Consider the following 22,881-nt stretch of genomic DNA (forward strand, 5'->3'; position numbering starts at 1 on the left):
ATGGGCGCGCCCGAGGGCGACGGTTTCGAGCACGGTAGCGGCGGCCAGCGGGAGGCGTGCGGTACATAGGTCTTGCGGGCAAAAAAAGACCCGCACGGGCGGGTCTGGTTTTATGCGTGTGGCTTGTGCCTGGTTATTGTTCGAAGCCTTCCAGCACGTTCACCGCGTTGATGCCGATTTCTTCCACGGCGTAACCCCCCTCCATGACGAACAGCGTCGGTTTGCCGAGTGCGGCAATGCGCTTGCCCATCGCCAGGTAATCGGGGCTGTCGAGTTTGAACTGCGAGATCGGGTCATCCTTGAAGGTGTCGACGCCCAGCGACACAACGATGACGTCGGCGCCGTAGCGATCGATCTCGTCGCAGGCCTGATCCAGCGCCGCACTCCACACCTCCCAGCCGGAGCCGGCGGGCAGCGGGTAGTTGAAGTTGAAACCTTCACCGGCACCTTCGCCACGCTCATCGTCGTAGCCGAGGAAAAACGGAAATTCTGCTTCCGGGTGGCCGTGGATCGAGGTGAACAGCACGTCGCTGCGCTCGTAGAAAATCGATTGCGTGCCGTTGCCGTGGTGATAGTCGACGTCGAGGATCGCGACTTTTTTGTGGCCTTGGTCGAGAAACGCCTGCGCGGCGATCGCAGCGTTATTGAGGTAGCAATAACCCCCCATCAAGTCGCTCGCAGCGTGGTGTCCCGGTGGTCGGCACAACGCGAAGGCACTGCGCGCACCGCGCTGGATCTCTGCTTGTGCGGTCAGCGCGACTTGCGCTGCGCTGTACGCCGCTTGCCAGGTGCCGGCGGTGATCGGTGCGCCACCATCGAAACTGTAATAGCCGAGCTGGCCATGCAGGCTGGTCGGTTTGATTGCACGCAGGGTGCGTGCCGGCCAGGTGTAGGGCAGCAGATCACCGTCGGTGTTGAATTCAGTCCAGCGCGCCCACGCGCCTTGGAAAAAATCGAGATAGTCGCGGCTGTGGATGCGGGCGATCGGCTCCAGACCAAAATCCTTCGGCGCCTCGACCGGGCCCAGGCTCTGTTTTTTAACGCGTTGCAGCACGTGGTCGGCGCGCGACGGCATCTCGAAACACGGCTTGAGCTGGCCATCGATAAGCTCGCAGCGGCCATGGTGCAGGTGGTGATCGTCCGAGTAGATCGTCAGCATTTGTTGTTCTCCGCAGGGCTGATTCGGTTGCCTCCAGTGTTGCGGCGCGCGGCGAATCGGAGAACGGCAGGAAAGGCCAAAAGGGGATGGATATGGCCAAAAACACTGACCGCAATTCGCCCCTCAGGCCCTGAACTGGCTGGGCGCCACGCCGCTCCAGCGCACGAAGGCATGGCGAAAGCTTGCGGTCTCACTGAAGCCGAGGGTTTCGGCGATGCGATAGATCGGCAACTGATCCTCGCACAACATCTGCTTGGCGCGCTCGAAGCGTAATTCATCGAGCAGCTCCTGATAGCTGCTGCCCATGTCCTTGAGGTGCCGGCGCAAGGTGCGTGGTGAACACTTCATCTGTTGCGCCAGACCTTCCAGCCCCGGTGCCGCGTTCAGTTGAGCGCTGAGCAACTGGCGGATGCGCCCCAGCCACGCCTGACGCCCGGTGAACTCAAGGTTCTGCTTGCGGCAGCGTTCGGCCATGGCTTGATGGGTGATGGCATCGGCCAGCGGCAGCGGTTGATCGAGCCACTGGCGGTCGAAGGCGAAGGCGTTGTCCTTGGCGCCGAAATGCAGCGGGCTGTCGAAATGCTCGGCATAACTGTCACGATAAACCGGTGCGGCGTGTTCGAAGCGCGTGGCGAGCAAGGGCAGCGGATGCCCGAGCAGGTCATCGCAAATGACTTTCAGCGACACCAGGCAGAACTCGGCATTGAACACCGCCATCGCCGGGCTCTCGCGATAATCGGCGGCGACGAACCAGACGCGCTCGCCGTCGTCTTCCAGACTCAGTTCGAAAAGTGTTCCCAACAGCGCCGGATAACGGATTGCCAGACGCAGAGCGTCACCGAAGGTGGCACAGGTCAGCAGGGCGTAACCGAGGATGCCGTAGCAGGAAACATGCATGCGCCGGCCCAGTTCCAGGCCGATGTCATGCTTGAGCGCGACCGCGTTGGCGCAGACCTGCATCTCCTGATTGGTGGTGATCCGGGTGTCGGCACGGCTGAGGTCCGCCGCACTGATGCCGCTGCCGGCCAGCAACGCCTCGCTCGACAAGCCTTCGGCCTTGAAGGTGTTGAGCACCAGCGAAACGGCGTTGAGGGTGGTGAGGTGGGAGTGGAGCATAAGATCTTCCAGCCTGTAGATGGCAGGAACGCAGCAAGTTGCATGCCGCAGTAGCCCCTCACCCCAGCCCTCTCCCAAAGGGAGAGGGGGCCGATTGGGGGATATTGGCCAGATACGCCGACCTGAAAAAGCTCTGCCGAATCCATAATCGACAACTTTTTTCAGGTCGTCGCATAGCGCAAGACACTAAGGTCAGTCCCCTCTCCCTCTGGGAGAGGGTTAGGGTGAGGGCCGATCCAGAGTCATGCTCAGAGCAGCTCACCACACAGATCCAGTTCGATCAGGCGACGCACTTCTTGAGTTTCAAGCCCCGCACCGAGCACCCCATGCAACTTGCCGAACGCCGCTTCACGAGTCATGCCACCACCGGACAACACGCCCACACCGCGCAAGCGGCTGCCCGCCTCGTACACATCCAGCTCGACGCCACCTTCATGGCACTGCGTGACCGCTACCACCACCACGCCGTTATCCCGCGCGCGGCCGAGGCTGGCCAGGAATTGCGGGTTGTCGCTCGGCCCGGTGCCGCTGCCGTAGCACTCCAGCACCAGACCCTGGATGCCGCTGTCGAGAAGGCCGTCGAGCACTTCGGCACTGATACCCGGGAACAACGGCAGCACGGCGACCTTGGCCAGTTGTTTCGGCCGGTTGTAGTTCAACGGCGCTGGAATCGAAGGCGCTTTCACGCCGCCGCCCTGACGCTCCAGTCGTTTGAACGGATGACGGCCAGAACTGCGCACTTTCGCGCAGCGGGTCGGGTCCAGCAGTTCGCCGTGGAAGTACAGGTGCACGCCCGGCGCCAGGCCTTGGCCGAGGGCAACCAGCGCACCGCCGAGGTTTTCCCAGGCATCGCTGTCGGTCACGCCCGCCGGCAGCATGGAACCGGTGAAACACACGCGAGCATTCAGCCCCAGTAACTGGAAGCTCATCGCCGCCGCACTGTAAGCCAGGGTGTCGGTGCCGTGCAGGATCAGCACGCTGTCGCAGCCTTGCACATCCACGGCATCGACTACTGCTTCACGCAGTTGCTGCCAATAGGCCGGGGTCATGTTGGCGCTGTCGATCAGCGGCGACATTTCACGGAAGCGCCACTGCGGCACAACGAGATCAGGCTGGCTGTGCAGGTAGTCGCGCATCCGCGCTTCGAAACCGGAGGCCGGGGCCAGACCGTTGGCGCTGGCCTGCATGCCGATGGTGCCACCGGTGTAGAGCACCATGACGTGTTGGGCGGCGGGGTAGGTCGACGAATTCATGGGGATTCTCCGAAAGGATGAGGTCCTTGTGGGAGCGAACCTGCTCGCGAAGGGGGCATGCCATTCAACATTAATGTCGACTGTTCAACCGCTATCGCGAGCAGGCTTGCACCTACAGGTATTGCATCACAATAACTGACGGGCGCAGAGGATGCGCCCGTCATTCACCTGTCAGCGTTGCGCTGCAGGCACGCCTTGCGGCTCGGCTTCGGTCTTGCCGGTGGCTGGCGCGTCGGCCGGCCAGGCTTTCAGGTCGAGGTCCAGATCGGAAAATTTGCTGGAGTCGAACACTGGCTGCTTGACGCCGGCGCGGCGCTGCTCGTCGTAGTCGCGCATTACACGCATGCCGACCTTGAACAGCATGGCCAGGGCCATCAGGTTGACGAAGGCCAGGCAGGTCATGGTGATGTCGGCGAAGGCGAACACGGTCGACAGGTCTTGCATCGAACCCCATACCACCAGCGCCAGCACCAGGCCGCGGAAGACCATCAGCAGGGCGCGGTTGCGGCTGAGGAACTGCAGGCTGTTCTCGCCCAGATAGTAGTTGTAGAGGATGCAGGTGAAGACGAACAGCGACAGCGCGACGCTGACGAAGATGCGGCCCCAGTCACCGACCACGGCGGCCAGCGAGTTCTGGGTCAGGACGATGCCGTCACCTTCGAAGCCCGGGGTGTAGAAGCCCGACAACAGGATCAGCAGCGCGGTGCAGGTGCAGATCACGAAGGTGTCGAGGAACACGCTGAAAGCCTGGACCACGCCCTGGGCGCCCGGGTGTTTCACTGAGGCCACGGCGGCGACGTTCGGCGCACTGCCCAGGCCCGCTTCGTTGGCGAACACGCCACGCTTCACGCCCATGACGATGGCGCTGCCGAGCAGGCCGCCGAAGGCCGGGTCAAGGCCGAAGGCGCTCTTGAAGATGGTTTCCAGCATGGCTGGCACGTGTTCGATCTGGGTGCCGATCACGTACAGGGTCACGCCGATATAGGCCAGGGTCTTGACCGGTACCAGCAAGTCAGACACTGCGGCGATGCGCTTGATGCCGCCGATGAAGGTGATGGCCAGCAGCACCGCCAGGACGATACCGGTGTGGCGCGGATCGAAGTCAAAGGCGTTCTGCAGCGAGTGGGTCACGGTGTAGGACTGCAGGCCAATGAAGGCAAAGCCGTAGGTGACCAGCAGCAGGATCGAGAACACCACCGCCATGCCTTTGAGTTTCAGGCCGTGCTGGATGTAGTAGGCCGGGCCGCCACGGTACAAACCGTCGCCATCGGCGCGTTTGTAGACCTGAGCCAGGGTGCATTCGAAGAAGCTGCTGGACATGCCGACCAGTGCGGTTACCCACATCCAGAACACCGCACCCGGACCACCGAGGGTCACGGCGATGCCGACACCGGCGATGTTGCCGGCACCGACACGGCCGGCGAGGCTGAGCATCAGGGCCTGAAACGAGCTGAGTTGCCCGCCGCTGCTTTTCAGGCTGTCGCGGAACACCGCGAACATGTGGAAGAAGTGGCGCAATTGAACGAAACGCGAGCGAATCGTGAAGTAGCTACCGAGCCCGACAATGAGCACGATCAGTACTTTCCCTGAGAGGAAGTCGTTAATGACTTCGAGCATGGATTTTTCCTCGCTGTTTTTTGTGTGAGCAAATGCTGGATGGAAGAAACATCGTGTTACACCGGTGTGCGCGCGGCACGACGGGTGAGGCGAAGATTTCGTCCCGGTTCCATATCGCGGGTTTGTTATTAGTTCGGGTTTCACATGGGTTATGGCCTCGTTACCGACGACCGCTCATGCGAAGAGGGGCGGCACTATACCGATCAGTGGCGCGCCCGTCTGCACAGTCGTGGTGCAAGCGACGAAACGAGGCTTTGAAACACCCGGCGTTACCGGCGCCGGGCTTGTGCGGGAACTGCTCTTCTGTGGGAGCTGACTCCCCCATTGTTCAGTCCCCGGACATACGGGTCTCAGGGTCAGAAAGTTAAAAAAAAGGGCTTGGGGACATATCCCCAAGCCCTCAAAAGGTGAGAGGTGTCTAGTCCCTCGACCTGGTGAGCGGTGCTACACGTAACGCGTCGGCTCAGGCTTTGAGCGGAACCAGACGCGGAGCAATCATGTTTTCCGGGCGCAGGATGTCAGCGAGACTGGCTTCGTCGAGCAGACCTTCTTCGCGCACCAGTTCCAGCACGCCGCGGCCGCTTTCAAGGGCGATACGGGCGATGCGGGTGGCGTTTTTGTAGCCGATGTACGGGTTCAGCGCGGTGACCAGACCGATCGAGTGCTCGACCAGTTCGCGGCAGCGGGCTTCGTTGGCAGTGATGCCGACGATGCAGTGCTCGCGCAGCATGTCCATGGCGCGTTGCAGCAGGCGGATCGAGTCGAAGATCTTGAAGGCGATCAAAGGCTCCATCACGTTCAGCTGCAATTGGCCGCCTTCGGCTGCCATGGTCAGCGCCAGGTCGTTACCGATGACCTGGAAGGCCACCTGGTTAACAGCTTCCGGGATGACCGGGTTGACCTTGCCGGGCATGATCGAGCTGCCTGGCTGACGCGCCGGCAGGTTGATTTCGTTGATGCCGGTGCGTGGGCCGCTGGACAGCAGGCGCAGGTCGTTACAGATCTTCGACAGCTTTACCGCGGTGCGCTTGAGCATGCCGGAGAACAGTACGAAAGCGCCCATGTCGGAAGTCGCTTCGATCAGGTCGGCCGCCGGCACTACCGGTTGACCGCTGATCAGGGCCAGACGCTGTACCGCCAGCGCTTGGTAGCGCGGGTCAGCGTTGATGCCGGTACCGATCGCGGTGCCGCCCAGGTTCACTTCGGTCAGCAGTTCCGGGGCCAGCGTCTTCAGACGGGCCAGGTCTTCGCCCATGGTGGTGGCGAAGGCACGGAATTCCTGGCCGAGGGTCATCGGCACGGCGTCTTGCAGTTGGGTACGGCCCATTTTCAGGACGTGATCGAACTCTTTGCCCTTGGCCGCGAACGCCTGAATCAGGCTGTCGAGGCTGGCCAGCAGGGTGTCGTGACCGAGCAACAGGCCCAGACGGATAGCGGTCGGGTAGGCGTCGTTGGTCGACTGTGCCATGTTGACGTCATCGTTCGGGTGCAGGTACTGGTACTCGCCTTTCTGGTGACCCATTGCTTCCAGAGCAATGTTGGCGATCACTTCGTTGGCGTTCATGTTGGTGGAAGTACCGGCGCCACCTTGGATCATGTCGACCACGAACTCTTCGTGGAAATCACCGCGGATCAATCGGGCACAGGCTTCGCTGATGGCAGCGTGCTTGGCTTCGCTCAGGTGACCCAACTCGCGGTTGGCGTCAGCAGCGGCCTGTTTGACCATTGCCAGGCCGACAACCAGTTTCGGGTAGTGCGAAATCGGAACGCCCGAGAGACGGAAGTTGTTCACCGCTCGCAGGGTCTGGATGCCGTAATACGCTTGAGCCGGTACTTCGAGGGCGCCAAGCAGGTCGTTTTCTGTGCGGAAAGATGCAGCGGAGGACATGATAGAAATCATCTCGATATGGACCCGGTCTGTGCCGGAACGCTGCGAATGCTAGGCTTGTGGGAATTTTTGGGCCAATGCTGTTCAGCACTGCCCTATGCACATTCGGCATAATGCCCGTGTGACGCCGCCCACGCGGCAGACGTGTGACCTGTTTTGGTGCGTGTCCGGGAGGACGTGATGAATCTGGAAAGCAAATGGCTTGAGGACTTCAGTGCTCTGGCCGCCACCCGCAGCTTCTCGCAGGCGGCTGAACGGCGCTTCGTGACCCAGCCGGCATTCAGCCGGCGGATCCGCAGCCTGGAGGCTGCGTTGGGGCTGACCCTGGTCAATCGCTCGCGTACGCCGGTTGAACTGACAGCGGCGGGGCAGTTGTTTCTGGTGACCGCGCGCACCGTGGTCGAACAGCTCGGGGAAGTGCTGCGCCACCTGCATCATCTGGAAGGCGGGCAGGGCGAAGTGATGCAAGTCGCGGCCGCTCACTCGCTGGCGCTGGGTTTTTTCCCGCGCTGGATCGCGCAGCTGCGTAATGAAGGCTTGAACATCGCCACGCGCTTGGTCGCGACCAACGTCGGTGACGCGGTGCATGCGTTGCGTGAAGGTGGCTGCGATCTGATGCTGGCGTTCTATGACCCGGATGCGGCGATGCAGATGGATCCAGAGATTTTCCCTTCACTGCATTTGGGCCAGACCGAGATGTTGCCGGTGTGCGCGGCGGACGCCGAGGGCAAGCCGTTGTTCGATCTGGAAGGTGATGCGAGCGTGCCGTTGCTGGCGTACAGCGCCGGGGCGTTTCTCGGGCGTTCGGTGAATGGCTTGCTGCGTCAGCGTCAGTTGCGCTTCACCACCATCTACGAAACCGCGATGGCGGACAGTCTGAAGAGCATGGCGCTGGAAGGGCTCGGCATTGCGTGGGTGCCGCAGTTGAGCGTTCGCGCGGAACTGGCTCGCGGCGAGCTGGTGGTCTGCGGTGGCCCGCAATGGCATGTGCCGCTGGAGATCCGCCTGTATCGCTGCGCACTGGTGCGCAAGGCCAACGTGCGCCTGTTGTGGCGCAAGCTCGAAGGCGGCGCTGCGCAAGCCTCCTGAAAAGATCGCAGCCTTCGGCAGCTCCTACATTGGAATGCATATCCCTGTAGGAGCTGCCGAAGGCTGCGATCTTTTGATCTTTCTGGCTGACCTTCAGGTCAATAAAACCGGGCTTTTGCGGCAGATGACAGATGGTCGCGCAGGGGGCTGTTTATTGCTTTCTTTGCGGTATACTGCGCGGCCTTCGGCCGGTACGTCCGGCCATTTTTCGTACAATCAAGCCACGCAACCTGCGTGGCTTGTTGTTTTATGACGCGCCTGCGGGCGCTCCAGAGAGAAGAGGCGCGACGATGAGTGCACTGGTTGGCGTGATCATGGGCTCCAAGTCCGATTGGTCCACCCTTAGCCACACCGCCGATATGCTGGAAAAGCTCGGCATCCCGTACGAGGTCAAAGTGGTCTCTGCCCACCGCACCCCGGATCTGCTGTTCCAGTACGCCGAAGAGGCTGAAGGCCGCGGCATCGAGGTGATCATCGCCGGTGCCGGTGGCGCAGCCCACCTGCCAGGCATGTGTGCGGCCAAGACCCATCTGCCGGTGCTGGGCGTGCCGGTGCAGTCGGCCATGCTCTCGGGTGTCGACTCGCTGCTGTCGATCGTGCAGATGCCAGCGGGCATTCCGGTCGCCACCCTGGCCATCGGCAAGGCTGGCGCGATCAACGCCGCCCTGCTCTCGGCAAGCATCCTCGGCGCCAAGCATCCACAGTTCCACGCGGTACTGAAAACCTTCCGTGCCGAGCAGACAGACAGCGTCCTGGACAATCCAGACCCACGTATTGCCTGAGGTTGTTGAGATGAAGATCGGTGTAATCGGTGGCGGCCAGTTGGGTCGCATGTTGGCCTTGGCGGGTACTCCGCTGGGCATGAACTTCGCTTTCCTCGACCCTGCGCCGGACGCCTGTGCGGCCGCATTGGGCGAACACCTGCGGGCCGATTACGGCGATCAGGATCATCTGCGCCAACTGGCTGATGAAGTCGATCTGGTGACCTTCGAATTCGAAAGCGTCCCGGCCGAGACCGTGGCATTCCTCTCGCAATTCGTCCCGGTCTACCCGAGCGCCGAAGCCCTGCGCATCGCTCGCGACCGCTGGTTCGAAAAGAGCATGTTCAAGGACCTGGGCATCCCGACTCCGGCTTTCGCCGATATTCAGTCGCAAGCCGATCTGGACGCTGCCGTCGCTTCAATCGGTCTGCCGGCCGTGCTGAAAACCCGCACTTTGGGTTACGACGGCAAGGGCCAGAAAGTCCTGCGCAAGCCGGAAGATGTGGTCGGCACCTTTGCCGAGCTCGGCAGTGTGTCCTGTCTGCTGGAAGGCTTCGTGCCGTTCACCGGAGAAGTCTCGCTGATCGCCGTGCGTGCCCGCGATGGTGAAACGAAGTTCTATCCACTGGTGCATAACACCCACGACAGCGGCATCCTCAAGCTGTCCGTAGCCAGCACCGATCACCCGTTGCAGGCGTTGGCCGAAGACTACTCCAGCCGTGTGCTGAAGCAGCTCGACTATGTAGGCGTGATGGCGTTCGAGTTCTTTGAAGTCGACGGTGGTCTCAAGGCCAACGAAATCGCCCCGCGCGTGCACAACTCCGGGCACTGGACCACCGAAGGCGCCGAGTGCAGCCAGTTCGAAAACCACCTGCGTGCCGTTGCCGGCCTGCCGCTGGGTTCGACGGCCAAGGTCGGCGAGAGCGCAATGCTCAACTTCATCGGTGTGGTTCCGCCGGTGGAGAAAGTCATCGCTATCGAAGACTGCCATCTGCACCACTACGGCAAGGCCTTCAAGGCCGGGCGCAAGGTCGGTCACGCCAACCTGCGCTGCGCCGACATGGCCACGCTGCAGGCGCAGATCGTCAAGGTCGAAGCGCTGATCGCCGAATAACGACAGTTTCATGTGGCAGCGGCGGAACCATTCAGGGGCCGCCGTTCTCTCATGGCAGGATGCCAAAGTCTGTCTAGGCTTCGCATATCTACTATTCAGAGGGAAATGCCATGGGAATTATCGGAACCATCTTTATCGGCCTGATCGTCGGCCTGCTGGCGCGGTTCCTGAAACCGGGCGATGACAGCATGGGCTGGATCATGACCATCCTGCTCGGTATCGGCGGTTCGCTGGCGGCCACTTACGGCGGCCAGGCCCTGGGCATCTATCACGCAGGTGAGGGCGCAGGTTTCATCGGCGCACTGGTCGGCGCCATCGTGTTGCTGGTGATCTACGGCCTGATCAAAAAGAACTGATCCAAAGCGACAAAGCCCTCTCTGCCAAAGCGGCGGGGAGGGCTAGAATGCTCGGCGATTCACTGTTCCTTCCTTTCTATACCGAGCACCTACATGCGCCGTCTTCTGTTGACTCTCCTTTTCCTTTGCAGCGGTTTGGCCCATGCCGGCGAACTGCCGGAAACCGACTGGCTCGAACTGATGCCCAAGTCGGACCAAAAGGCCCTCGAGGCCATGCCTGAAATCGACCACAACTCCCCGGAAGCCACCGGCACCTTCACCGAGAGGGGCGGGATGAAGCAGGCCAAAGGTCTGCCGGCAGTGATGTATTCGACCAAAACCGTAGCGTCGATGAACGACAAGCACATCCGCATCGGTGGTTATCCGGTGCCGCTGGAGTCCGACGCCAAGGGCCGCAGCACGCTGTTCTTCCTCGTGCCGTATCCGGGCGCGTGCATCCATGTGCCGCCACCGCCGCCGAATCAACTGGTGCTGGTGCGTTATCCGAAGGGTTTGAAACTGGACGATATCTACACGCCGCTGTGGGTGACCGGCACGCTGAAGGTCGAGAAGGTCAGCAATGATCTGGCTGATGCGGCGTATGCGCTGGAAGCGGATAAAGTGCGGGTGGTGCAGGAATCGGATCTCTAAAGCAAAAGATCGCAGCCTTCGGCAGCTCCTACAGGGAAATGCATTCCAATGTAGGAGCTGCCGAAGGCTGCGATCTTTTGATCTTAAAGCGGTTTGCTGCCGACGCTAACACCCATGGTATGGCTCGCACCCGGTGCCAGCGTAACCAAATCATCCATCACATTCGCCGTCTCGATGCACAGCATGCGCTGCCAGCCATCGTTATCCATGTCGGCCAATGCAGCGGCGCGATCAATCCACGGGTTCCAGATCACCGCCGTGCGTGAACCGGTAGCCGTCAGCACAATGCGCCGCTCCCAGGCCGGATCGACAATGCTCAGCTGTGGCGGAGCATCAAGGTAGATGCGGTCGGTCTCACCGGCAAATTGCAGGTCGCCTTGCTGGCTGAGGGTCTTCCAGTCATCCAGCGTCTCGATGTAACTCAAGCCATCGACGCCGTCGACGTGCACATTGCGCACATCACTGACCGCGAAATAGGTGTGCAGCGCCTGGCTCAGGCTGACGGTGCCACTGCCACGGTTGTGGCTGGTCAGGCTGAAACTCAGTTGCTCGGACAAATGCAGGGTCAGGGTCAGATCGACCTGATGCGGCCAGCCCGGCAGGCCACCTTCGGGGTAGGGCAGCTTGAATTCTACCTTGACGCCGTCAGCCTCTGATTCGATGCCGCCCAGCTCCCAATCCATCGCCCGCACCAGACCGTGCGCGGGTGCCGGTTGCTCACCGGTGTACATGGCCTGCACGCTCTGCGGGTTGCGTTCGAACTTGCCGAACCACGGCCAGCACACCGGTACACCGGCGCGGATGCTTTTGCCTGTCTTGAACTCGGCCTTGTCGTTGAGCCAGATGATCGGCGGCTGGCCATCGATCTGATAACTGAGGATGTGCGCGCCTTGCTGGGCCACCAGCACTTCGGCCTGACCGTGGCGGATGCGCCAGCAGTTCAGTTCATCCAGTTTCACCGTTTCAACGTTGGGCGTGTTCATGGGACAGCTCTCGATCAGTAACAAGGACAACTATCGACCGTAAAACGGCCACGATGTTTAGCGCGCGCGTGGTGGAACCGAGCGAGTGCGGCCGCTGCCGTCGATGGCGACGAAGACGAATACCGCTTCGGTGACTTTACGCCACTCGCTGGACAGCGGGTCGTCGCTCCACACTTCGACCATCATCTGGATCGAGCTGCGGCCGATTTCCAGGGTCTGGGTATAAAAGGACAATTGCGCACCGACTGCCACAGGCACAAGGAACGCCATGCGGTCGATGGCGACCGTGGCGACGCGGCCGCCAGCCACGCGGCTGGCCATCGCCGTACCGGCCAAATCCATCTGTGCTACCAGCCAGCCGCCGAAAATATCGCCAAAGCCGTTGGTTTCACGTGGAAGTGCGGTGATTTGCAGGGCCAGGTCGCCTTGCGGGATTGGATCTTCTTGTTCGAGCTCTATCATGCCGGGGGTGCCTCTGACCCGTGACTCTTCGTTGGTATTGCTGGTGGTAGCCGTCTTCGGGAAAAACGATTCAGCACCGAACATACTACGTTCGTCACGTTTTCCATCAGGCGCCTAAGGAGAAACTCTGCGAAACCGGCTAATCCCGAGCAAAGGGCGGGCCAACGACGTTTTCGCACAGCAACCCCCTACAAACCGGAGCAGGTTGCGAGTATATCGATCGGTAGACTCCACGACGACCATCCGGTTCTCATTTTGACCGTCAAATACGCGCCTCTATGTGCTTTTTCGAACAATTTGCTATGGTGCCGAACCTGCCCAAGCCACCGCCAGCGTTGTTGTGGCGGCAGATCCGACTATAAGAGAAGCCCTTGCCATGACCACAGCGCCTTCGAGCCTCGCGCAGCCCGAGCAACCCGCACGACCGTTGACCCGCAATGACTACAAGACTCTGTCGCTGTCCGCCCTCGGTGGCGCGCTGGAATTCTACGACTTCATCATCTTCGTTTTCTTCGCCACCGTGGTCGGCAAGCTGTTCTTCCCGGCCGACATGCCCGAGTGGCTGCGGCTGATGCAGACCTTCGGCATCTTCGCCGCCGGCTACCTCGCGCGGCCGCTGGGCGGCATCGTCATGGCGCACTTCGGCGACCTGCTGGGACGCAAGAAGATGTTCACCCTGAGCATTTTCATGATGGCCGTGCCGACCCTGATCATGGGTCTGCTGCCGACTTACGCGCAGATCGGTATCTGGGCGCCGATCCTGTTGCTGTTGATGCGCGTGATTCAGGGTGCGGCGATTGGCGGTGAAGTGCCGGGCGCGTGGGTCTTCGTTTCCGAACACGTACCGCAAAAACACATCGGTTATGCCTGCGGCACCCTCACCAGCGGACTGACCGCCGGCATCCTGCTCGGCTCGCTGGTCGCCACCGCTATCAACAGCATTTATACGCCTGCCGAGGTGTCCGATTACGCCTGGCGGATCCCGTTCCTGCTCGGCGGCGTGTTCGGCCTGTTCTCGGTGTATCTGCGCCGCTGGCTGCACGAAACGCCGGTGTTCGCCGAACTGCAATTGCGCAAGGCTCTGGCTGAAGAGGTTCCGTTACGCGCGGTGCTGCGTGACCATCGAGGCGCCATTGCCATTTCGATGCTGCTGACCTGGTTGCTGTCGGCCGGCGTCGTCGTGGTGATTCTGATGACCCCGACCGTGTTGCAGACGGTTTATCACTTCTCGCCGACCACAGCTTTGCAATCCAACAGCCTGGCCATCGTATTCTTGAGCATCGGCTGCATCATTTCCGGCGCACTGGCGGATCGCTTCGGTGCCGGTCGCGTGTTTGTGTTTGGTTGCCTGGGCTTGCTGGTCAGCTCGTGGACCTTCTATCACAGTCTCGCCGATCACCCGAACTGGCTGTTCCCGCTCTACGCGTTGACCGGTTTTCTGGTCGGCACCATCGGTGCGGTGCCGTACGTGATGGTCAAGGCGTTCCCACCGGTGGTGCGTTTCAGCGGGTTGTCGTTCTCGTACAACGTGGCTTACGCGATCTTTGGCGGGTTGACGCCGATGGTGGTCAGCCTGCTGCTGAAAGAAAGCGCGATGGGCCCTGCCTACTATGTGGCAGTGCTGTGCGCGATGGGGATTCTGGTCGGGGCGTGGTTGTGGAAGAAGGGGCGCTGATCCAAGTTCAGCTATCTAGGGCTCTCGCCAGCGCAAGAGCCTTGTTTCACACTCGCTTGTTGGGAGTCGAGCTCCATGCTCAAGCATGTGAGCTAAGGCGACCGCAGCATGCGGCTCTTCGATAACTTGGTGTTCAACCATTAAGTCTAATAGCCACAAAGCGCCGTGTACCTGGAGCCCGTCTCGTTGTGCCTGGCGCCTCAACCTACCATCTCCAGTTAGTAAAGGGCGGCGTGTTTCCTGTGCCAGAAGGTAACAGGAAACATCAGCCAGGGAGCTGTTGTTGTGCTCGACTCGCAAGCCGTATAAACGCATTACACTGGCTTCATCGAGCGACTCGATAATCAGACCTTGGTCGAGCAATTCGTCGTGGGGGAAGTCTTCAAGTTCCTGCATCACGAAGTCAGTGCAGCACAAAGTGAAAGGCAATCTAAACATCTGCTCCAGTAATCCGGCATTTCTGAAATCGATCCAGATATTCGTATCACTGATGTAGATAAGACTCATGCACTCTCCAGTGAGCCCAAGAAACTCGGGTCCAAGGTTTTTACTGGCCTTCGCAAGAGTTCGGCAGCCCGAGATTTGGTGATCAGCCCCTCCGCCAGCGCCCAAAATGCTAATGACTCAAACCTTTGCGGCGGTTTGCACGGCATCGGTTCAGGTTCTGACTTTCGCCAACCTTTGGCACTGAATTGGATAGTGAGGGATTTATAACCACCTTCGCTGAGTAGCTTCAGATCCTTCAGTCGCCTCAGGGCTGCGTGCATCGATATACCGTATTGCCGCTTCGCAATCAGTAGTTCCTGTGGATGAACCCTAGTGCGAGGATGGCTGCCGAAATCGCTAGTAACGCTTTTGGCGGGATACAGAAATGCCCCCGCGAAACGGTGGCAGCAGTTCTCTTTATCCTTTTCAGGCATCTCCTCTGGTAATGCCATGACCCAATGACCGAGCTCATGGGCGGCAGTAAACCTGATTCGTTCGCCTGGGCGATCAGCATTCAATGCAATTAGGACATGCTCGCCGTCGCCGGTGGTAGCGCAGGCGCCATCGAAATCGTCTGGGCCATTGAGCATTGCAACCTTGATGCTGTGCTCTTCTAGCTGTTCGGTGAGGTTGGCAATGGGGTCAGTGCCGATTCCCCAGAATTGGCGAAGCTCCTCAGCTGCTAGCTCGGCTTCTTCAAGAGAGGAAACTGCAATCATTTGCGCGGGAGTGACAGGAGTGTGGATGTCTGCGGGATCGAAACATTCCTCTAGGGCGATGTATCGCTCGAGGTGCTCTCGAATTTTTTCTTCTACTTGGGCTTGGCGATATTTAGGCATCCTGGCCAGCTTACGAAATTCCAGAGGCGCCAACGGGACCGCTTCTGCACGGAAAAAGTACTCAGGATTGACCTGCAGTGCTTTAGCTAATTGCAGCAGGCGAGTGGAGTTAGGGGTGCTCAACCCCTTCTCATATTTGCTCAATGCTTGTTTGGTTATGTCGCCGAGCTGGATGGCCAGAGCATCAAGGGTTAGTCCTCGTTGCAAGCGTGCGCGGCGAATTCGGTCGTTTATCATGGTGTCCTCTCGTGGTTGACAAGACTATCTTCTGCTAGTGATTTGTCAACCTGACAAGAGTTTCCTTTTTTTAAGACGAGGCCCATGCTGGCCTTTCATCCAATTGTCATATTTCAGCCATAGAGTGTTCACACGGCCTGCTGATACTTGGCCCCGACTTAACACACCCTATCTGCTAGGAGTAAGGCATGAAACTGAAGCGTTTGATGGCGGCAATGACTTTTGTCGCTGCTGGCGTTGCGACCGCCAACGCGTTCGCCGCTGTTGACCCTGCTATCCCGAGCTACACCAAGACCACTGGTGTGTCGGGCAACCTGTCCAGCGTCGGTTCCGATACTCTGGCCAACCTCATGACCCTCTGGGCTGAGAACTACAAAAAAGAATACCCGAACGTAAACATCCAGATTCAGGCCGCTGGCTCCGCCACTGCGCCACCTGCGCTGACTGAAGGCACCTCCAACCTGGGCCCGATGAGCCGCAAGATGAAGGACACCGAACTGGCTGCTTTCGAGCAGAAGTACGGCTACAAGCCAACCGCTATCCCGGTTGCTGTGGATGCCCTGGCCGTATTCGTGCACAAGGACAACCCGATCCAGCACCTGACCATGGAACAGGTTGATGCGATCTTCTCGTCGACCCGTCTGTGTGGCGCCAAAGCCGACGTGAAAACCTGGGGCGACCTGGGCGTGACCGGCGACCTGGCCAACAAGCCAGTGCAACTGTTCGGCCGTAACTCGGTATCCGGCACCTACGGCTACTTCAAAGAAGAAGCCCTGTGCAAAGGCGACTACAAGCCAAACGTCAACGAACAACCTGGTTCGGCTTCGGTCGTGCAATCGATCAGCTCCTCGCTGAACGGCATCGGTTACTCGGGCATCGGTTACAAGACCGCCAGCGTAAAAACCGTTGCTCTGGCCAAGAAGGGCGGCACTGACTTCATCGAAGACACCGAAGAAAACGCCCTGAACGGCAAGTACCCGCTGTCGCGTTTCCTCTACGTGTACATCAACAAGGCCCCGAACAAGCCTCTGGCGCCGCTGGAAGCTGAGTTCGTGAAACTGGTGCTGTCGAAACAGGGCCAGGAAGTTGTAGTGAAAGACGGCTACATCCCGCTGCCAGCCAAGGTTGCTGCAAAAGCACTGGCTGACCTGGGTCTGCAGGAAGGCGGCGCTGTCGCAAAGAAGTAACAAATTGAGTCCTGGGTGAACCCCACGGGACTCAGGTAACAGGCCGGATCTGCGCGCAGACCGGCCTTTTACACACCTCAAATTTTTGATCCTCTGCCAGCCCCGCTGGCGGTGGATTTGCTGCGTCACTGCATTGTCATCTTTCTGTCATACAGGATCGCTAGGGTGAGCGCATGAATGATCTGGCCAATTCCCAAATGACTACTAATCCTCCCAAGCGCATTGACTTCAATACGCCTGAGCTGCAACGCAAGCGCCGCATTCGTGCGCTCAAGGATCGCTTCACTCGCTGGTACGTCCTCGTTGGCGGCCTGGCGGTGCTGGCAGCCATCACCCTGATCTTCTTCTTCCTCGCCTACGTGGTTGCGCCATTGTTTCAGGGCGCTGACCTGACGGCGAAAGACTCGATCACCCCGGCCTGGATGCAGGACGCCGGCAAGCCGCTGATGATTTCGCTCGAAGAGCAGAATCAGGTGGCGATGCGCGTTTCCGACAAGGGCCAGGCATTGTTCTTTGATATCGACAGTGGCGCTGAGCTGAAGCGCGTCGATCTGCCGGTTCCTGCCGGTGCCACCGTGACCTCCATCGGCGAAGACCAGCCGGGCCATCCGCTGGTTGCCGTGGGTCTGTCCAACGGTCAGGCGCTGGTGTTCCGTCACACCTATAAAGTCAGCTACCCCGATGGCAAGAAAACCATCACCCCGGCCATCGAATATCCGTACGGCGAGACGCCGATCGCGCTGAACGAAGCCGGCGGTGCGCTGGAGCATGTCAGCCTGAATGCCACCGACACGACCCTGATGCTGGTCGGTTCGACCGGTTCGCAACTCAACGTGCTGTCGCTGACCAGCGAAGAAAACATGATGACCGGTGAAGTCACCAACGAGCAGAAGCGTATCGATCTGCCGCAGATGACCGAGCCGGTGAAAAACATCTTCGTCGACCCGCGCCAGCAGTGGCTGTACGTGGTCAATGGTCGCGCCCAGGCCGATGTGTTCAGCCTGCGCGACAAGAGCCTCAACGGTCGCTACAAACTGCTGGAAAACGCTGACGCCGAAGTCACCGCGACCACGCAACTGGTCGGTGGTATTTCGCTTATCGTGGGTGACTCCAAAGGTGGCCTGGCCCAGTGGTTCATGGCCCGTGACACCGATGGCGAGCTGCGCCTGAAGCAGATCCGTACCTTCCAGATGGGCACCACGCCAATCGTTGAAATCTCCGCCGAAGAACGCCGCAAAGGCTTCCTCGCGCTGGATGCCAGCGGCAAGCTCGGCGTCTTCCACAGCACCGCGCACCGTACTTTGCTGGTCGATCAGGTGGTTGAAGGCCCGGGCCTGTTCGGTCTGTCGCCGCGTGCCAACCGGTTGATCGTCGAAGCCGGCGGCAAGCTGCAACCGCTGCTGCTCGACAACCCGCACCCGGAAGTGTCCTGGAGCGCGCTGTGGAGCAAGGTCTGGTACGAGAACTACGACGAGCCTAAATACGTCTGGCAATCGACCGCCGCCAACACCGATTTCGAACCGAAACTGAGCCTCTCGCCACTGACCTTCGGCACCCTGAAAGCTGCGTTCTACGCGATGCTGCTGGCCGCGCCACTGGCCGTCGCTGCGGCAATCTACACCGCCTACTTCATGGCCCCGGGCATGCGCCGCAAGGTCAAGCCGGTGATCGAGCTGATGGAAGCGATGCCGACGGTGATCCTCGGTTTCTTCGCCGGTCTGTTCCTCGCGCCATATGTTGAAGGGCATCTGCCGGGCATTTTCAGCCTGCTGATGCTGTTGCCGATCGGCATCCTGGTCGCCGGCTTCACCTTCAGTCGTCTGCCTGAGTCGATCCGCCTGAAAGTCCCGGACGGTTGGGAAAGTGCGCTGCTGATTCCGGTGATCCTGTTTGTGGGCTGGCTGTCGCTGTACATGAGTCCGTTCATGGAGAACTGGTTCTTCGGTGGTGACATGCGTATGTGGATCTCCCACGACCTGGGCATCACCTACGACCAGCGCAACGCTCTGGTGGTCGGTCTGGCCATGGGCTTTGCGGTGATCCCGAACATCTACTCGATTGCCGAAGACGCCGTGTTCAGCGTGCCGCGTGGCCTGACCCTCGGCTCGCTGGCCTTGGGTGCCACGCCGTGGCAGACCATGACCCGTGTGGTGATCCTGACTGCCAGCCCGGGGATCTTCTCGGCGCTGATGATCGGCATGGGCCGTGCGGTCGGCGAAACCATGATCGTGCTGATGGCCACCGGTAACACCCCGGTCATGGAAATGAACCTGTTCGAAGGCCTGCGCACACTGGCCGCCAACGTCGCGGTGGAAATGCCCGAGTCGGAAGTCGGCGGCAGCCACTACCGCGTGCTGTTCCTCTCGGCGCTGGTGCTGCTGTTGTTCACCTTCGTCATGAACACCCTGGCAGAACTGATTCGTCAGCGTCTGCGCAAGAAATACTCGTCGCTTTAAGCAAAGGTAGAAGTCTGTGAAACAGAACTCCCTGAAAGGATGGTTCAAGAGCGGCGCCCCGGGCGTCTGGATCAGCGGTGGCGCGGTGTCCATCGCGGTCATCATGACCATTGGCCTGCTGGCGGTGATTGCCGTGCGCGGTCTGGGTCACTTCTGGCCGGCGGACCTGGTCCACGCCAACTACGACGTACCGGGCCAGGCTAATCACCTGGTCATCGGTGAAGTGGTGCAGAAAGAAGAAGTGCCACGTGCCCGTCTGAAGAGCGCCGGTTTGCCGGTGCCGGATGAAGGCCCGGAATTCATGACCCGCGAGCTGATCAAGGTCGGCAACCGTGATTTGAATGGCAACGACTTCACCTGGATCGTCGGCGAGTGGCTGACCAACCAGACCACGCCGCCCGAGCTGATGGCGATCGAGCGTCGTGAGTGGGGCAACTTCTACGGCTACCTGGTCAACGTCAAACAGGATGGCAAAGTCATAGCTGAAGGCGAAGCGGCATGGCCTGAGCTGCAAGCGCGGATCAACCGTGTGAACGGTCTGGCTGCGCAACTGAAGTCGCTGGAAAAGACTGACATCGGTGCAATCAACGCCGGGCTGGAGCGCATCCGTCTGCACGGCCGCAAACTGGAACTGGAAGGCAAACTCGACGCCACCGCGCAAGCGGACATGGAATCCGAGCGTGCCGAGTTGAATGCGCGTTATCAGGACATCGAAGCGCGTCTGGCTGATCTGCATGCGCAGTTCAACCGCGATGCCTTGACTGCTCGCGATGCCAACGGCAAAGAAATTGAAATCGGTCTGGGCAAAGTGGTGCACGCCTACCAGCCGAACGCGATGAGCACCTTCACCAAGCTCGGTTTCTACTTCAGCAAGATCTGGGAATTCCTCTCGGACGACCCACGTGAAGCGAACACCGAAGGCGGGATCTTCCCGGCGATCTTCGGCACCGTGATGATGACGCTGATCATGGCGATGATCGTCACCCCGTTCGGCGTGCTGGCGGCGGTGTACCTGCGTGAATACGCCAAGCAGAACACCCTGACGCGGATCATCCGTATCGCGGTGAACAACCTCGCCGGTGTTCCGGCGATCGTTTACGGCGTGTTCGGTCTGGGCTTCTTCGTTTACGTGCTGGGTGGTTCGGTCGACCGCTTGTTCTTCCCGGAAGCATTGCCGGCACCGACCTTCGGTACACCGGGTCTGCTCTGGGCATCGCTGACCCTGGCGCTGCTGGCGGTACCGGTGGTGATTGTGGCGACCGAGGAAGGTCTGGCGCGTATTCCGCGTACCGTGCGTGAAGGTTCGTTGGCCCTCGGCGCGACCAAGGCTGAAACCTTGTGGAAGATTGTGATCCCGATGGCCAGTCCGGCAATGATGACCGGCATGATTCTCGCCGTGGCCCGCGCCGCCGGTGAAGTGGCACCGCTGATGCTGGTGGGTGTGGTGAAACTGGCGCCGTCGCTGCCGGTGGACGGCAACTACCCGTACCTGCACCTGGATCAGAAGATCATGCACCTGGGCTTCCACATCTATGACGTCGGCTTCCAGAGCCCGAACGTCGAAGCGGCCCGCCCGCTGGTGTACGCCACGGCGCTGTTGCTGGTGCTGGTGATCGCCACGTTGAACCTGTCGGCGGTGTATATCCGTAACCACCTGCGCGAAAAATACAAAGCTTTGGACAGTTAACACAAATCCTGTGGGAGCTGGCTTGCCAGCGATGCAGGCGACTCGGTCAGCCAGTAACACCGCGGTGATGCCATCGCTGGCAAGCCTGCTCCCACAAGGATCGGCGCAAGCCACAGATTTTCAGTAACCCATTGGCAAGGCCAGTGGTTCAACGAACCGAATTTGTTAGCACAGGGAGCCTCCCATGCAGCACGAAACACATAGCCACGGCATCAATATGTCTGCCCTGGGTCGAGACAAGCAGAGCCTGAATCTGGCGCAGGAAACCGTGGCCATCGAAGTACCGGGCCTGAGCCTGTACTACGGCGAGAAACAAGCGCTGTTCGACGTCAGCATGAACATCCCGAAACAGCGTGTGACCGCGTTCATCGGCCCGTCCGGCTGCGGTAAATCCACGCTGCTGCGTACCTTCAACCGCATGAACGATCTGGTTGACGGCTGCCGCGTCGAAGGCGCGATCAACCTCTACGGCAACAACATCTATCGCAAGGGCGAAGACGTTGCCGAGCTGCGTCGTCGTGTCGGCATGGTGTTCCAGAAGCCCAACCCGTTCCCGAAGACCATCTACGAAAACGTCGTTTACGGTCTGCGCATCCAGGGCATCAACAAGAAGCGCGTCCTCGACGAAGCGGTCGAATGGGCGTTGAAAGGCGCGGCGCTGTGGGACGAAGTCAAAGACCGTCTGCATGAATCGGCACTCGGTCTGTCCGGTGGTCAGCAACAGCGTCTGGTCATCGCCCGTACCATCGCGGTTGAGCCGGAAGTGCTGCTGCTCGACGAACCGTGCTCGGCCCTCGACCCGATCTCGACCCTGAAGGTTGAAGAGCTGATCTACGAGCTGAAATCCAAGTTCACCATCGTCATCGTTACGCACAACATGCAACAGGCCGCGCGGGTGTCCGACTACACGGCGTTCATGTACATGGGCAAACTGGTGGAATTTGGCGACACCGATACCCTGTTCACCAATCCGGCGAAGAAGCAGACCGAAGACTACATCACCGGTCGTTATGGCTGACAGTTGCGGGTTATTCACAGAATTGACGCTGCGGCCCACCGCACCTTACCGGACGCTCCAAGGACGCCAACATGATTAGTAAAGAAGGCCTTACCCACCACATCTCCGCGCAGTTCAACGCCGAGCTTGAGGAAGTGCGCAGCCACCTCCTGGCCATGGGCGGGCTGGTCGAGAAGCAGGTCAACGACGCGGTGACCGCGCTGATCGAGGCCGACTCTGGCCTGGCTCAGCAGGTGCGCGAGATCGATGACCAGATCAACCAGATGGAACGCAATATCGACGAAGAATGCCTGCGCATTCTCGCCCGTCGTCAGCCGGCGGCGTCCGACTTGCGTTTGATCATCAGCATTTCCAAGTCGGTGATCGACCTGGAGCGCATCGGTGACGAAGCGACCAAGATCGCTCGCCGTGCGATTCAACTGTGTGAAGAAGGCGAAGCGCCGCGCGGTTACGTCGAGGTTCGTCACATCGGCGACCAGGTGCGCAACATGGTCCGTGATGCGCTGGACGCATTTGCCCGCTTCGACGCCGATCTGGCGTTGTCGGTGGCGCAGTACGACAAGATCATCGACCGCGAATACAAGACTGCACTGCGTGAGCTGGCCACCTACATGATGGAAGACCCACGCTCTATCTCGCGGGTCTTGAGCATTATCTGGGTGCTGCGTTCGCTGGAGCGCATCGGCGATCACGCGCGCAACATCTCCGAACTGGTCATCTACCTGGTGCGCGGCACCGACGTGCGCCACATGGGCCTCAAGCGCATGAAAGAAGAAGTTGAAGGCACAAGCGGCGAAACCGCTAATGTTCCGGGCAATGCTGACGATAAGTAAGATTGCCTGAGAAAAGCGCCCGGCCCTTTGGCCGG

General features: G+C 60.1%; 20 protein-coding genes. 11 read left to right on the forward strand and 9 right to left on the reverse strand.

Annotated elements, in window-relative coordinates:
• Positions 1 to 133 precede the first annotated feature (133 nt).
• The 5 genes from M9827_RS12065 to aspA form a co-directional block, all read right to left on the reverse strand.
• Entirely contained in the window at positions 134 to 1,159 is a 1,026-nt protein-coding gene (locus M9827_RS12065) for a histone deacetylase family protein (RefSeq protein WP_250605626.1), read from the reverse strand.
• A gap of 123 nt (positions 1,160 to 1,282) precedes the next feature.
• On the reverse strand, positions 1,283 to 2,275 hold the full coding sequence (locus M9827_RS12070) for an AraC family transcriptional regulator (protein WP_250605627.1): 993 nt from the start codon (positions 2,273 to 2,275) through the stop codon (positions 1,283 to 1,285).
• A 248-nt stretch (positions 2,276 to 2,523) separates the two neighbouring features.
• On the reverse strand, positions 2,524 to 3,528 hold the full coding sequence (locus M9827_RS12075) for an asparaginase (protein WP_250605628.1): 1,005 nt from the start codon (positions 3,526 to 3,528) through the stop codon (positions 2,524 to 2,526).
• Between the two features lie 171 nt (positions 3,529 to 3,699).
• The gene (locus tag M9827_RS12080) at positions 3,700 to 5,145 is read right to left on the reverse strand and encodes an alanine/glycine:cation symporter family protein (RefSeq protein WP_250605629.1); all 1,446 of its coding nucleotides are present in this window, start codon (positions 5,143 to 5,145) and stop codon (positions 3,700 to 3,702) included.
• A 463-nt stretch (positions 5,146 to 5,608) separates the two neighbouring features.
• On the reverse strand, positions 5,609 to 7,033 hold the full coding sequence (gene aspA, locus M9827_RS12085; protein WP_123454738.1) for an aspartate ammonia-lyase: 1,425 nt from the start codon (positions 7,031 to 7,033) through the stop codon (positions 5,609 to 5,611).
• Between the two features lie 180 nt (positions 7,034 to 7,213).
• On the opposite strand from aspA, the gene M9827_RS12090 reads away from it, so the two are divergent.
• The 5 genes from M9827_RS12090 to M9827_RS12110 all read left to right on the forward strand — a co-directional run bounded on the left by M9827_RS12090 (position 7,214) and on the right by M9827_RS12110 (position 10,983).
• Positions 7,214 to 8,122 carry a LysR substrate-binding domain-containing protein gene (locus M9827_RS12090; RefSeq protein ID WP_095113189.1) on the forward strand — a complete coding sequence of 303 codons (909 nt, stop codon included), beginning with the start codon at positions 7,214 to 7,216 and terminating at the stop codon, positions 8,120 to 8,122.
• Between the two features lie 290 nt (positions 8,123 to 8,412).
• Positions 8,413 to 8,904, forward strand: coding sequence for a 5-(carboxyamino)imidazole ribonucleotide mutase (gene purE / locus M9827_RS12095; RefSeq protein ID WP_007954291.1), 492 nt, complete (start codon positions 8,413 to 8,415; stop codon positions 8,902 to 8,904).
• 10 nt (positions 8,905 to 8,914) lie between these two features.
• Positions 8,915 to 9,997 (forward strand): 5-(carboxyamino)imidazole ribonucleotide synthase, encoded by a 1,083-nt coding sequence (locus tag M9827_RS12100; protein ID WP_007920221.1) that lies wholly within the window; start codon positions 8,915 to 8,917, stop codon positions 9,995 to 9,997.
• Between the two features lie 110 nt (positions 9,998 to 10,107).
• Positions 10,108 to 10,353 (forward strand): GlsB/YeaQ/YmgE family stress response membrane protein, encoded by a 246-nt coding sequence (locus tag M9827_RS12105; RefSeq protein WP_007920223.1) that lies wholly within the window; start codon positions 10,108 to 10,110, stop codon positions 10,351 to 10,353.
• A gap of 93 nt (positions 10,354 to 10,446) precedes the next feature.
• Positions 10,447 to 10,983, forward strand: coding sequence for a DUF3299 domain-containing protein (locus M9827_RS12110; RefSeq protein ID WP_250605630.1), 537 nt, complete (start codon positions 10,447 to 10,449; stop codon positions 10,981 to 10,983).
• An 83-nt stretch (positions 10,984 to 11,066) separates the two neighbouring features.
• Here M9827_RS12110 and M9827_RS12115 read toward each other — a convergent pair whose 3' ends face one another.
• Positions 11,067 to 11,966, reverse strand: a complete 900-nt coding sequence (locus tag M9827_RS12115) for a D-hexose-6-phosphate mutarotase (protein WP_134176444.1) — start codon at positions 11,964 to 11,966, stop codon at positions 11,067 to 11,069.
• Positions 11,967 to 12,023: 57 nt separating this feature from the next.
• A complete protein-coding gene (locus M9827_RS12120) occupies positions 12,024 to 12,428 on the reverse strand; it encodes an acyl-CoA thioesterase (protein ID WP_003229628.1) in 405 nt (134 codons plus the stop codon).
• 376 nt (positions 12,429 to 12,804) lie between these two features.
• Between M9827_RS12120 and M9827_RS12125 the strand changes: the two genes are divergently transcribed.
• On the forward strand, positions 12,805 to 14,103 hold the full coding sequence (locus tag M9827_RS12125; protein WP_250605631.1) for an MFS transporter: 1,299 nt from the start codon (positions 12,805 to 12,807) through the stop codon (positions 14,101 to 14,103).
• A 15-nt stretch (positions 14,104 to 14,118) separates the two neighbouring features.
• Here M9827_RS12125 and M9827_RS12130 read toward each other — a convergent pair whose 3' ends face one another.
• Together M9827_RS12130 and M9827_RS12135 are read right to left on the reverse strand one after the other, a co-directional pair.
• A complete protein-coding gene (locus M9827_RS12130; protein ID WP_099757544.1) occupies positions 14,119 to 14,610 on the reverse strand; it encodes a PIN domain-containing protein in 492 nt (163 codons plus the stop codon).
• Positions 14,607 to 15,665 (reverse strand): helix-turn-helix domain-containing protein, encoded by a 1,059-nt coding sequence (locus tag M9827_RS12135; RefSeq protein WP_250605632.1) that lies wholly within the window; start codon positions 15,663 to 15,665, stop codon positions 14,607 to 14,609. The genes M9827_RS12130 and M9827_RS12135 overlap by 4 nt, the downstream gene beginning before the upstream one ends.
• A gap of 188 nt (positions 15,666 to 15,853) precedes the next feature.
• Between M9827_RS12135 and M9827_RS12140 the strand changes: the two genes are divergently transcribed.
• The 5 genes from M9827_RS12140 (at position 15,854) to phoU (ending at position 22,846) form a co-directional block, all read left to right on the forward strand.
• Positions 15,854 to 16,852 carry a phosphate ABC transporter substrate-binding protein PstS gene (locus M9827_RS12140; protein WP_250605633.1) on the forward strand — a complete coding sequence of 333 codons (999 nt, stop codon included), beginning with the start codon at positions 15,854 to 15,856 and terminating at the stop codon, positions 16,850 to 16,852.
• 422 nt (positions 16,853 to 17,274) lie between these two features.
• Positions 17,275 to 19,308: an ABC transporter permease subunit gene (locus M9827_RS12145; RefSeq protein ID WP_250605898.1), complete on the forward strand. Its 2,034-nt coding sequence runs from the start codon at positions 17,275 to 17,277 to the stop codon at positions 19,306 to 19,308.
• A 16-nt stretch (positions 19,309 to 19,324) separates the two neighbouring features.
• Complete coding sequence (pstA, locus tag M9827_RS12150) at positions 19,325 to 20,995, forward strand: phosphate ABC transporter permease PstA (RefSeq protein ID WP_194935758.1); 1,671 nt, start codon at positions 19,325 to 19,327, stop codon at positions 20,993 to 20,995.
• A gap of 184 nt (positions 20,996 to 21,179) precedes the next feature.
• Positions 21,180 to 22,013: a phosphate ABC transporter ATP-binding protein PstB gene (gene pstB, locus M9827_RS12155; RefSeq protein WP_007920249.1), complete on the forward strand. Its 834-nt coding sequence runs from the start codon at positions 21,180 to 21,182 to the stop codon at positions 22,011 to 22,013.
• Between the two features lie 71 nt (positions 22,014 to 22,084).
• On the forward strand, positions 22,085 to 22,846 hold the full coding sequence (gene phoU / locus M9827_RS12160) for a phosphate signaling complex protein PhoU (protein ID WP_016985766.1): 762 nt from the start codon (positions 22,085 to 22,087) through the stop codon (positions 22,844 to 22,846).
• Positions 22,847 to 22,881 lie beyond the last annotated feature (35 nt).

It is taken from the genome of Pseudomonas sp. AKS31, assembly GCF_023634765.1.
Lineage (GTDB): Bacteria > Pseudomonadota > Gammaproteobacteria > Pseudomonadales > Pseudomonadaceae > Aquipseudomonas.

Bases quoted from the DNA above. Each gene is read 5' to 3' on its own strand.
- M9827_RS12065 (WP_250605626.1), bottom strand. From the start codon at position 1,159: ATGCTGACGATCTACTCGGACGATCACCACCTGCACCATGGCCGCTGC.
- M9827_RS12070 (WP_250605627.1), bottom strand. From the start codon at position 2,275: ATGCTCCACTCCCACCTCACCACCCTCAACGCCGTTTCGCTGGTGCTC.
- M9827_RS12075 (WP_250605628.1), bottom strand. From the start codon at position 3,528: ATGAATTCGTCGACCTACCCCGCCGCCCAACACGTCATGGTGCTCTAC.
- M9827_RS12080 (WP_250605629.1), bottom strand. From the start codon at position 5,145: ATGCTCGAAGTCATTAACGACTTCCTCTCAGGGAAAGTACTGATCGTG.
- aspA (WP_123454738.1), bottom strand. From the start codon at position 7,033: ATGTCCTCCGCTGCATCTTTCCGCACAGAAAACGACCTGCTTGGCGCC.
- M9827_RS12090 (WP_095113189.1), top strand. From the start codon at position 7,214: ATGAATCTGGAAAGCAAATGGCTTGAGGACTTCAGTGCTCTGGCCGCC.
- purE (WP_007954291.1), top strand. From the start codon at position 8,413: ATGAGTGCACTGGTTGGCGTGATCATGGGCTCCAAGTCCGATTGGTCC.
- M9827_RS12100 (WP_007920221.1), top strand. From the start codon at position 8,915: ATGAAGATCGGTGTAATCGGTGGCGGCCAGTTGGGTCGCATGTTGGCC.
- M9827_RS12105 (WP_007920223.1), top strand. From the start codon at position 10,108: ATGGGAATTATCGGAACCATCTTTATCGGCCTGATCGTCGGCCTGCTG.
- M9827_RS12110 (WP_250605630.1), top strand. From the start codon at position 10,447: ATGCGCCGTCTTCTGTTGACTCTCCTTTTCCTTTGCAGCGGTTTGGCC.
- M9827_RS12115 (WP_134176444.1), bottom strand. From the start codon at position 11,966: ATGAACACGCCCAACGTTGAAACGGTGAAACTGGATGAACTGAACTGC.
- M9827_RS12120 (WP_003229628.1), bottom strand. From the start codon at position 12,428: ATGATAGAGCTCGAACAAGAAGATCCAATCCCGCAAGGCGACCTGGCC.
- M9827_RS12125 (WP_250605631.1), top strand. From the start codon at position 12,805: ATGACCACAGCGCCTTCGAGCCTCGCGCAGCCCGAGCAACCCGCACGA.
- M9827_RS12130 (WP_099757544.1), bottom strand. From the start codon at position 14,610: ATGAGTCTTATCTACATCAGTGATACGAATATCTGGATCGATTTCAGA.
- M9827_RS12135 (WP_250605632.1), bottom strand. From the start codon at position 15,665: ATGATAAACGACCGAATTCGCCGCGCACGCTTGCAACGAGGACTAACC.
- M9827_RS12140 (WP_250605633.1), top strand. From the start codon at position 15,854: ATGAAACTGAAGCGTTTGATGGCGGCAATGACTTTTGTCGCTGCTGGC.
- M9827_RS12145 (WP_250605898.1), top strand. From the start codon at position 17,275: ATGCAGGACGCCGGCAAGCCGCTGATGATTTCGCTCGAAGAGCAGAAT.
- pstB (WP_007920249.1), top strand. From the start codon at position 21,180: ATGCAGCACGAAACACATAGCCACGGCATCAATATGTCTGCCCTGGGT.
- phoU (WP_016985766.1), top strand. From the start codon at position 22,085: ATGATTAGTAAAGAAGGCCTTACCCACCACATCTCCGCGCAGTTCAAC.